The following is a 10080-nucleotide window of genomic DNA, read 5'->3' as shown; positions in this document are numbered from 1 at the left end:
TTGGCAAGGTGGACTTGCCCGAATAACCGCCCGACCTATCCGACACAATGCGCAAGTGCCGGATAGGAACGGCAAAATTTTTTACACTTCTATTACTTCTTTATCGCACATCAGTAAAATCACAGGGAATCAAGCATGTTATACCCGATTTGTTGGAACAATAATCGAGAAAGGAAAAGCATAATCCAGATAGTAGGTAGAAGTAGGTAGAATAATAGGTATTTTAGTCAAATTCATACAGTAATTGCCGTGAGAACGGACTTTAAAAAAGTGTTAATGGAGATTGATTCATTGACGCTTTTTTATTTTGCATTGTTTCGGTAGTTATCGAGGCATGGTTTTCCTTCTCTTCCTTCCCTTTTCTTCCCTTCTCTTTTCTTCCTTCTTCCCCTAGAAAGAAGAGAAAAAGAAAGAACCAAAGAAAAAGAGAATAAAGATATACCCTATTAACTAACTAATCTTATCCCATCTTATCCTATCCATCTTTTCTTTTCGTTTCCGTCCGTGCCACAGACTACAGAACAGACCAAGAGGGCAGTCAGAAAGGAGCCTAAGAAATGAGCAGATTAACCAAGATAGAACAGGAAACAGTTATCAACTTCAATGCCGGGGAGGAAGAGGCGGTAGTCTATAGCAGAGATAAAGCTGTTATAAGAAAACTTGACTCGTTAGTTACCGAGTTCCCTGATGTGTACAGGTGCATCAAGGCAACTGATATCGACAAGACCTATTCCATGCCCAAACAGTACGTTAGTTACCGTAAGCCCAGAAGAATAACACAGGCAAGACGGGATCAGATTAGGGTACAAATGGCTGATATGAATAACAGCCGTAATAAACATTGATTGGAGGTTTCACATGAGCGAAAACGAAAAGATTTATGGGTATGCAAGAGTGTCAACAAAGGAGCAGAACGAGGACAGGCAGATCCTTGCACTGATGGAGATGGGAGTTCCACAGAGCAACATATATCTGGATAAGCTGTCAGGGAAGGATTTTGAGCGTCCGCAGTATAAGAAGCTGCTCAGAAAGCTGGATGGCAATTCTGTTTTATTTATCAAGTCCATCGACAGGCTGGGGCGTAACTATCATGATCTTAGTGATCAGTGGCGTATTATCACCAAGGAAAAAGGCGCTGACATTGTAGTCATTGACATGCCACTTCTTGATACAAGGCGTGAAAAGAGCTTGCTGGGAACGTTTATCAGTGATCTGATACTTGCACTACTCTCATATGTTGCAGAGACAGAGTACCAGACCATCCATCAGAGACAGGCTGAAGGGATTGCTGCTGCAAAGGCAAGAGGAATCAAGTTTGGCAGGAAGCCTTCTCCGCTACCACCTAATTTCCATGAGGTTTATCAGAGATGGAAGATGGGGAAAATCACTATAAAGCAAGCTGCATTCGAGTGTGGGATGCCGGATACAACCTTTTACTATAAGGCCAAGAAATATGAAAAACTCAGTATTGTGAATAGTTGAAAAATTACAATAATGTGTACTTTTTTGAATTTCTTACAATTTTTATAAGTACCTATTAATATACCACATGATAAAGAAAAACATATAAAAAATCGATAAAATATGAGCGCATGTGCGGCTTAACGGGTATTGTCAGAATACTATTTGGGGTATTCTTTATTGGCATTCAAAAAAGTACACATTATCGATGGAGGAATAACTAATGAAACAGAAGCTATTTTCAATAATGATTTCGCTGATGATGATTGTTTTAGTGGTGGGATGTGGTGCCAAATCAGCCGATAAACAAAAAGCTGAAGATGCTATTACTGCCTATCAGGCGTATAGAGATGGAACTTCATCCTATGACGATGCAATGCAGAAGATATTAATGTTATCAACTGAAATAAGCGATAAGGAACTTGCTACACTGGTTTCAGGAATAGTGTCTACTATGGCATTTGAAAGCATGAATGGCACGGAAAACACAGATAAACAGATTCAGAAGGTTAAAGATTATATTGAGAATGGTGGATCTTCAAGCAAGACTGAAAAACAGGCAGATTCCTCTCAGGAGCCAAAAGATATTCTTTACGAGGCAGATAGTTTTTTGAACAGTTGCTGGAATCCTGTATGTGATCTGGATTGGTATGTCGGTTGGGGAACGAGTTCTACTGGCGGTGAATTAGATGCAGAATTTACTATAGCAAAGTTTAAAGATGCTTACAAAGACCGTGATGATATTGTTAAAAAGGTGAATGGCCTTCCAGATGACTATTCGCTTGCAAAGCAGGCATTTAGTAAGGCTATCGAGGAATTTGACAGGATAGCAGGAGATTTAGAAGACGTGGATTATATAGTAAGCCGAAAAGGAAGCAAATCAACATTGGATGTTAGTAAGCTTCAAGATTATGTCAGGACTGTGAGAGACCAGTATTATGAAGCATCCAAGTAAATAGAATTATCAAATTGGAAATATGATTTTCCTACTATAACGACGTAATAAGAGGATGATAGATGGCACTAATAAAATGTTATGAATGTGGTGGATTAGTGAGCGATCAAGCTGTTGCGTGTCCTAAGTGTGGAGCACCTGTTAAGAACAGTGATGCTCATGTTGATAGTAACACTGTGGATGTAGCTAAACAATGTGGCAGTATCTCAGGATCTGAAACGCATGCTGAGTTGAAAGCGAAAGGTACGCATGATAAAAAGAACACTAAAATAAGGACGGTAATATTGATTGCGATATTGGCAGTAGTTATTTTGGGGGGAGGAATGCTGCTTTTATTGCAACTTACTTCTAAAGCATCGGACGAAAAAATACAGAATGAAGCAGAAAATTTAATAAGTATATCTGAAATGATGGGATTAACAATGGAAGTGTCTGGAGCAGCTAGAAGCGTAGAAACGGGAATGCCAACAGTTCTTTACGTTTTAAAATATCCCGACGGATCAAGTGAGTTCAGAAGTATGAGTGATGAAGAGAAAACTCAATTTGATGATGCTGTAAATACGTTGTTAACAACTCTATCTACAGGGCTTAAGGATTCTTTGAAAGAAGATGTTGTAGTTGGAATAAATGTCATGTCCTCAAAAAGAACCTATGATTTTCTTGGGATTACTATGACTGATGAAGCGGAAATCGTTGCAGAGTACTACGATTATGGAGATGAGGAAACTAATCAAAAGAAGAAACAAGAAGTAGCAGACAAGATTCAGGATGAGTATGATCAACTTGTTGAACTGGCGAAGAATAAGAAATATGAAGAGACAATAAGCTTCTATAATTCATCTTCATTGAGCGAAAGTTTTGATGGCTATTCAGATTCAAAAAAGTATTTCTTTTATGCTCAAGCTATGCAGTATTATGATATGACGTACTATGGAGAAGCATACGAAACACTTGATAAATACTGTAGAGGGATATTAGACAGTGATGATGTGTTGAAAGATATAGAGGATAAAGTGTTTTATCTGGATGGCTTATATAAGAATGAGTCGCTAAAGTATTCCATGTATATGTCTATATATCATGGTTTGGTTTCTGTTGAGATAGAAGATAATCCCAAAGATACCATGTATCTTGAAACTCTTATGGATTATGAGTTTACAACAGGGAAAAAGGTTTTTGCCATGGGATCAAAGGCTGTAATGGGAAAGGCATCCACACCAGAGTATGTGATTGAAGAGATGAGTGGTGGGAAACTCTTAGTTGGTGGCGCCCCAGAAGGAGCATATACAACATATTCGGGAGTCTACAAAAAAGTATCTAATACACCGTTAAAGGAAAGGGATTGAGGATATTAACATTACATGACAACAAAAGAAATGGCAAAAAAATGGGATTGTTCGGTAGATTGGGTTAGGCAACGATGCGTAGAAGGAATGATACCATTAGCAGAAAAACAAAGGAATAGAAAATGGGATATTCCAGAAACAGTTTGTAAGCCACCATGTACTCGGCATAGAGCAGTGGTTCTTTTACAGCTTTTGCTTGAAAAAGCTGAAGGTAATGATGTCGAATTGTTTCCAGGGAATGACTATGACACAAATGAAAAGATATATGGTTATCTTGCCGAAAATGGTTTTATTACTAGGTTTCAATATAAAAAAATGGAAAAGAACTTAGATAGTGCTAAAGTTCTTAGGAGAGGAAAAGAGCTTATCGAAAGTGCAACAGTAAAAAGAAAAAAACATATATCTAAAAGAACAACAGTATCTGCAGAAGCGGATGCCAAAATAGCAAAATTTAGGGTTGAGCATGAAAGAAATAGCCAAACCGATGAATGATAGCTGAAACAGTTCGAAGCAAAGGGGATTATTCCAAACGGAATAGTCCTTTTTTCTTTGCCCTGCGCAGGACAATAACAAATTTTCTATCACAAGGAGGAATTGTGTATGATCAACAATGAAGTAACTGTAAACAAGGGCGTTGAGAATGCTGAGAAGCAACTCCAGCAGGCGAAGAATCGTCTTACGCAGGAGAAGAAGAAAGCAAATGATGCTCGAAGAAGAATCGAGAACCGACACAAGTATATGATGGGAGGCGTGGTTCACAAATACTTCCCTGAGTGCTACAGCTTTGAAGAGGATGAAATGAACGAGATCCTTAAGGCAGCTCTGGCTACACAGGAGTGCAAGAAAGTGATAAGTGACATCAAGTTCAGAGCCACACATCCACAGAGCAAAAATGAAGAAGCGAGGTGACAGGATGACGCGAAACCGTACCGGCAACCTCAACACTTCTTTTCCACCCAATTTATTGGGTGCGCACAGATGTACCATCTACGATGGTACGTGCGCTCTACCGAGGGTCTCCTGCGGAGGGCGTTGCGCATGGTGTCCATGTGCAACAGGGGAAGCAAGACTTCCCCTTCGGCGCATAAAGAAACGCCTACCCCATTCTGCGCCATCCTCGCATAATAGTCACCGTAGCCGTGCCTACAATGCAGTGATGGCTTTGCGTGCTGCCGAAAGGAGGTTGAAGGATGTCGAAGTTTCTGAGCACGCGAATATCCGTCGTCAGCAGAGGAGGAAGTAAAGGAGGTGGATCTGCTGTCGACGCCTCGGGCTATATAGACCGAGAAAAGCGAGAAAGCGAATATGATGGTCACACCTATTATCCTGATGCCAAGGAAGATCTTGTTCACAAGGAAGTGGATATTCCGGACAATGCGCCGAGGGAATATCTTGATCCCAACATTCTCTGGAACGAGGTTGAAAAGGTTGAGAAAGCCAAGAACGCACAGCTTTGCAGGATGATGAAGGCATCATTGCCAAATGAATGGACGTATGAACTTGCAGTGGAAGTTGTCAGAAAGTATGTCATGGAAAACTTTGTTTCCAAGGGCATGTGTTGTGACTGGGCAATCCATGATTCAGTCAATAAACACGGACAGCGGAATCTGCATTTTCATTGTTTGATGACCATGAGATCCATGGATGAAAATGGCAAGTGGTTACCAAAGCAGCGTAAGATTTATATCCTTGATGAGAACGGAAACAAGATCCGTCAGGGCAAGAATTATAAATGCAAGACGGAGCATGTTACCGATTGGGATGACAAGGGCAAAGCCAAGGAGTGGAGAAAGAACCTGAGTGACCTGATCAATCAGACCAATGAGGCTATTGGTGTTGGTGAGAAATGGGAACACAGGTCTTTCAAGGAGCTTGGTCTTGATATCCTTCCGACCATCCATCTTGGAAGTGAAGCCAATGCATTGGAAAACAAAGGCATCCATACAGAGCGTGGTGATTATAATCGCAAGGTCATGGAACTGAGAGGCCTTTCCAAGTATATCAATGTCATGACAGCGACTATCAACTCAATTAAAGATACTGCTAAGAGACAGGCATCAGCAGTGAAAAATGAAATCACTGAACTTATCGATAAGGTTGTAAGACGTCATGGGCGATTGCAACTGCCTATACTCAGTGGCAAGTACCTTAGGAAGGTTTCTAACAGAGAGAAGCTTCAGAATCCTGATATCATGAGAGGTTTTGCTGAAAAGAAAGGTATTACTTCTTTCGAGGAATTGCAGGCATATATTGATGAACATGGAGCTGTCTATGATAAGCTGGCTTCTGAGCATGAAAAAGGGTTTGACCGCGTAGATGCTCTTAGTAGGAAGATATCTGCTTGGGAAAGGTACAAAGGCTATAAGGCTGTGTATGATAAGAGCAACAACCTGAAAGGTATTGCCAAGTGGAAGTTTGACAAGGAGAACAAAGCTACCTTGGATGCATTACCTGGGGAAATAGAAAGACTCCGTAAGGTAATCCCTGAAGGTGAGAAGATCACACCTAATGCGTGGCGAAAGGAAATTGAAAGAATAGTTGATGGACAGGAGCCGATTCAGGAGAAGATGGCTGGCGAAGTCTATGACCTTGCTTTTGCAGAAGTTCTTAGTTTCAATAAGGACAATGAAAAGCGTGAGCATAGTAATGAAATCCGCCAGAAGGAACGTGAACAGGAACGTTTAGAGAGACCACAGAGCAAGCACAGCTATCTGGAGAGGTGATTGTGCTTTTTGTCTTGAGGTCGCTGCAATTTGCGACCTCAAGATGCTCTGTTTTAGACAACCAAGAGTTGATTGAAAATCATTTCATTTTGCCGTATTATGATGGTGAGAAGACTTGTAACTGGAAGGAATTATAATGTCAGAACAAACAGGAATAGCAAACAGCATTGACATTGCAAAACAGGAGGCGCAATACGATAGCTGTGCAAAGAAGCTGTTATCAAACAATATTATTCTTGCATGGATATTGAAGGAGTGTGTACCGGAGTTTAAACAATATTCGGTAGCACAGATCGCAAACGATTGTATTGAAGGTGAACCACAGGTTTCAAAAGTAGCTGTTGATCAAGATCAGCTTGATAAGGATGAACTTGAATATCTTGAGGATATGTCCGATAAAAGCATAGAGGGCAAAAACACTGAAGACAATTCGGTAAAAGAAGGAAAAGTGTTTTATGATATCAAGTTTTCAGCCGTTGTTCCAGACACAAAAGAGCCGGTTCAGTTGTTCATAAATGTCGAGGCACAGAAGGATGATAAAACACCGTATCCGCTTATAAAGCGTGGATTATATTATGTGAGCCGAATGATAAGTGCTCAGAAGAATACAGTGTTTACCAAGAGCCATTATGAGAAGATCCGCAAGGTGTATTCGATTTGGATTCAGCTTAATGTAGATGAGCACGAGAATTCAATTACAAAGTATAGAGTATCAGAAGAGCAAGTTGTTGGTGATTATCATGAATTGGAAACCAATTATGATCTGTTAACGGTGCTTATGCTTAAGCTTGGACCAGCAGATGGTGCTGAGAATCATCCTATATTGAAATTGTTAGATGTTTTGTTGTCGCCGGACACAAAACCGGATGAAAAGAAAACCATACTTGAAAGGGATTTTGACATACCAATGACGAAATCTATGAGAGAGGAGGCAGATGCTATGTGTAATTTAGGACAGGGAATTAGAGAAAGAGCAGTTATAGAAAGTACAGGAAATACAATTATTAAGATTATGATCAATAAGAATCTTTCATTTGACGATGCTTATGATTCAATTTATTGCGAAGAGGACAGGGACGATCTTAAGGCATATGTTGATGAGCATATGGCTGTAGCAAAATAATCACTCTGTTTTCTTATAATTGAACAATTGTTATGCTCATGAAGCAGTAGATCAAAACGGTCTGCTGCTTTTTTATGTGCCGAAGGCGCGATAGACCGATAACAATGATGCAACAAATAGTTCATTCGTACAAAGGAGGTATTCCCATGTGTAAGACAAATTTTACAGTAGTTGTATTTTATGATGGCACGAGGAGTGCCAAGGAAGTGCTTAATGATGCAATTGCGTCAAAAGTCAGAAGAAAAATCGATAATGATATAGAGATTCCGGAAGGAAAGGAATATAATCAAGATAATACTCAGGAAATAAATTATCCGAGTCTATCTGGATTATGCGGGTAAATGAGTATGAGAATGTCAAATGAACAGATGGAGGATCTCCTTGCATCGACTTACAAGGTGGGAGTGTACTGTCGTCTCTCCAAAGAGGATGAAGATAGCCGAGAGGGGGAGAGTCAGAGCATATCGCATCAGCGTGAGATCATAGAGGGATTCTGCAAAAAGAAAGGATGGAGAGTAGAGGACGTTTATGTTGATGATGGCTATTCTGGAACGACTTCCAACAGACCATCATTACAGAGATTATTATCAGACATTGAGGAAAAGAGAATAAATGTCGTAGTCACCAAGGACTATAGCCGTTTAGGCAGAGACAATCTTTTTACTGAGCAGCTTCGTGAGATATGGTTTCCAAAGCATAATTGCAGGTATGTGGCAATCAACGACAACATTGATACCATGTACGAGGATGAATATGCACCATTTAAGGCTGTAATCAATTCGCAGTATTCCAAGGATATTTCCAAGAAGGTGCATTCGTCATATCTGAATCAGGCTGAGAAAGGGCGATACACAGGAGTAGTGCCACCCTTTGGATATCTTAAAGATCCAGAGGACACTTATCATCTTGTGATTGACGAAGAGACAGCCCCTTATGTCAGACAGATATTTGATTGGGCGCTTGATGGTCATGGAACAGCTTTTATCAAAAGACATCTCGAAGAAAACAAGGTGCCTTGCCCCACATGGTGGAACAGAAAGCGTGGATTCCGTAATCATTTCACAAAGTGGGAGATCCAAGATCCTGAGAATGGCAAGTATGTCTGGGATGACTCGGTAATTGCGGATATGCTTATAAATCCTGTTTACTATGGTGCAGTAGCATCACAGAAAAAGAACTATAAGTTCAAAGTCGGGGTAATTAACGAGAAAAAACCTGAGGAATGGATTGTTGTAGAGAATACCCATGAGCCTTTAGTTGATCAGGACTCTTTTGACATTATCCAGCAGAAGATTGCGTCAAGAAAGTGTAGCCGAGGTGACGGTACGTATTCCCTGTTTGCCGGACTTATCAAATGTGGCGAATGCGGAAAGGCTCTTACAATCCGTAAGACCAATGCCAAGCATCCGCAGGATGTATATGCTTGTGTGACTTATAACAGGCATGGTAAGCACCACTGCACACAGCATCGTGTTGAGTATGATATGCTCTACGATATTGTGTTTGATGAGATAAAGAGGCTTGCCAAGCAGACAGTTGATGCGGAGGAGGTAGCGCGAAGCCTTGCAGATGCCTATGAGCATGAGCGTGAGAACCAGAAGGAGCTTCTAGAGCGTAACATTGCAAAGGCAAGGAGCCGTATTGAAACTCTTGACCGCATGACATCCAAGCTCTATGAGGATCTTCTTTCAGGGAGAATCACAGAGAATATCTTTGAATCAATGATCGAGAAAACCAAGACAGAAGCTGATGATCTCGAAAAGCAGATTGCAGAAGATGAAAAGAGTCTCTCAAAAAATGACAGCGAAAGTGGCAATGCCAGAAAGTGGATAGACCTTATAAAGGACTATGCAGATATTACAGAGCTTGATGCTGATACTCTCAATCGTCTTATCAACAAAATTATTGTTCATGAAGAAATAACAGAGGGCGGAGATAGGAACATCTCCATGGAGATCCACTATAACTTTCGTCCAACAGATGAATCTAAGACTTACAATCTATCAGACATGGCTGCAGCCAATTCTGTGGCAAAGGCTATGTGATCAAGAATTCTATATAACTTCTACGTAGGAAGTAGCTATTATTCCACCTACTTCCTACACCATAAAAATTTCCATCAAATTAGGTATAACACAGCTGATGGCGGGCGGAGGTATCGTAATCATCGCCCAGACGGTGATCCCTCAGCTTACTTCTCTCTTTTCATAAGGAGAAGATCACGATAGATGAACACTATCGTTGAGAAGATTACCGAACTCATAAAGGAAATGCTGCAAGGCTGGGTAATGTCTAACCTCGAAGGAATGTTTACCGATGTGAATACAAAGGTAGGCACCATTGCCGGAGAGGTTAGCCAGACTCCCAGCGCATGGAACGCAGGTATTTTCAATATGATCAAAAACCTGTCAGATACGGTCATCATACCGATAGCCGGGATCATCATAACCTATGTGCTGTGTTATGAGCTGA

General features: G+C 40.7%; 12 protein-coding genes and 1 pseudogene. All 13 read left to right on the top strand.

Annotated features, from left to right (window positions below; genetic code table 11):
- Positions 1-47 precede the first annotated feature (47 nt).
- Positions 48-143, top strand: a pseudogene (locus tag J6O61_RS19735) (Maff2 family mobile element protein); the annotation flags it as partial.
- Between the two features lie 414 nt (positions 144-557).
- On the top strand, positions 558-845 hold the full coding sequence (locus tag J6O61_RS08815) for a hypothetical protein (protein ID WP_292212073.1): 288 nt from the start codon (positions 558-560) through the stop codon (positions 843-845).
- Between the two features lie 13 nt (positions 846-858).
- Positions 859-1482, top strand: a complete 624-nt coding sequence (locus J6O61_RS08810; RefSeq protein WP_292212072.1) for a recombinase family protein — start codon at positions 859-861, stop codon at positions 1480-1482.
- A 202-nt stretch (positions 1483-1684) separates the two neighbouring features.
- Positions 1685-2416 (top strand): hypothetical protein, encoded by a 732-nt coding sequence (locus J6O61_RS08805; RefSeq protein ID WP_292212071.1) that lies wholly within the window; start codon positions 1685-1687, stop codon positions 2414-2416.
- A 62-nt stretch (positions 2417-2478) separates the two neighbouring features.
- On the top strand, positions 2479-3762 hold the full coding sequence (locus J6O61_RS08800) for a hypothetical protein (protein ID WP_292212069.1): 1284 nt from the start codon (positions 2479-2481) through the stop codon (positions 3760-3762).
- A 15-nt stretch (positions 3763-3777) separates the two neighbouring features.
- Positions 3778-4254, top strand: coding sequence for a hypothetical protein (locus tag J6O61_RS08795; RefSeq protein WP_292212066.1), 477 nt, complete (start codon positions 3778-3780; stop codon positions 4252-4254).
- Positions 4255-4362: 108 nt separating this feature from the next.
- Positions 4363-4671, top strand: a complete 309-nt coding sequence (locus J6O61_RS08790; RefSeq protein WP_292212063.1) for a hypothetical protein — start codon at positions 4363-4365, stop codon at positions 4669-4671.
- Positions 4672-4952: 281 nt separating this feature from the next.
- Entirely contained in the window at positions 4953-6485 is a 1533-nt protein-coding gene (locus tag J6O61_RS08785) for a MobA/MobL family protein (RefSeq protein ID WP_292212060.1), read from the top strand.
- A 136-nt stretch (positions 6486-6621) separates the two neighbouring features.
- Positions 6622-7608, top strand: coding sequence for a hypothetical protein (locus tag J6O61_RS08780; protein WP_292212059.1), 987 nt, complete (start codon positions 6622-6624; stop codon positions 7606-7608).
- Between the two features lie 146 nt (positions 7609-7754).
- Positions 7755-7949, top strand: coding sequence for a hypothetical protein (locus J6O61_RS08775; RefSeq protein ID WP_292212057.1), 195 nt, complete (start codon positions 7755-7757; stop codon positions 7947-7949).
- A 6-nt stretch (positions 7950-7955) separates the two neighbouring features.
- Entirely contained in the window at positions 7956-9653 is a 1698-nt protein-coding gene (locus J6O61_RS08770) for a recombinase family protein (RefSeq protein ID WP_442861704.1), read from the top strand.
- A 37-nt stretch (positions 9654-9690) separates the two neighbouring features.
- On the top strand, positions 9691-9819 hold the full coding sequence (locus J6O61_RS19595) for a Maff2 family mobile element protein (RefSeq protein WP_334299802.1): 129 nt from the start codon (positions 9691-9693) through the stop codon (positions 9817-9819).
- A 17-nt stretch (positions 9820-9836) separates the two neighbouring features.
- A partial coding sequence (locus tag J6O61_RS08760) for a VirB6/TrbL-like conjugal transfer protein, CD1112 family (RefSeq protein WP_292212053.1) occupies positions 9837-10080 on the top strand: 244 nt, incomplete at its 3' end.

Source organism: Butyrivibrio sp., assembly GCF_017635265.1.
Classification (GTDB): Bacteria; Bacillota; Clostridia; order Lachnospirales; family Lachnospiraceae; genus Butyrivibrio.
The sequence above is the reverse complement of the archived record's forward strand: the minus strand, read 5'-3'. Positions and strand labels throughout refer to the sequence as shown.

Excerpts from the sequence above, each read along its gene's own strand:
- J6O61_RS08770 (WP_442861704.1), top strand. The coding sequence starts at position 7,956 with ATGAGAATGTCAAATGAACAGATGGAGGATCTCCTTGCATCGACTTAC.
- J6O61_RS08790 (WP_292212063.1), top strand. The coding sequence starts at position 4,363 with ATGATCAACAATGAAGTAACTGTAAACAAGGGCGTTGAGAATGCTGAG.
- J6O61_RS08800 (WP_292212069.1), top strand. The coding sequence starts at position 2,479 with ATGGCACTAATAAAATGTTATGAATGTGGTGGATTAGTGAGCGATCAA.
- J6O61_RS08815 (WP_292212073.1), top strand. The coding sequence starts at position 558 with ATGAGCAGATTAACCAAGATAGAACAGGAAACAGTTATCAACTTCAAT.
- J6O61_RS08775 (WP_292212057.1), top strand. The coding sequence starts at position 7,755 with ATGTGTAAGACAAATTTTACAGTAGTTGTATTTTATGATGGCACGAGG.
- J6O61_RS08785 (WP_292212060.1), top strand. The coding sequence starts at position 4,953 with ATGTCGAAGTTTCTGAGCACGCGAATATCCGTCGTCAGCAGAGGAGGA.
- J6O61_RS08795 (WP_292212066.1), top strand. The coding sequence starts at position 3,778 with ATGACAACAAAAGAAATGGCAAAAAAATGGGATTGTTCGGTAGATTGG.
- J6O61_RS08810 (WP_292212072.1), top strand. The coding sequence starts at position 859 with ATGAGCGAAAACGAAAAGATTTATGGGTATGCAAGAGTGTCAACAAAG.
- J6O61_RS08780 (WP_292212059.1), top strand. The coding sequence starts at position 6,622 with ATGTCAGAACAAACAGGAATAGCAAACAGCATTGACATTGCAAAACAG.
- J6O61_RS08805 (WP_292212071.1), top strand. The coding sequence starts at position 1,685 with ATGAAACAGAAGCTATTTTCAATAATGATTTCGCTGATGATGATTGTT.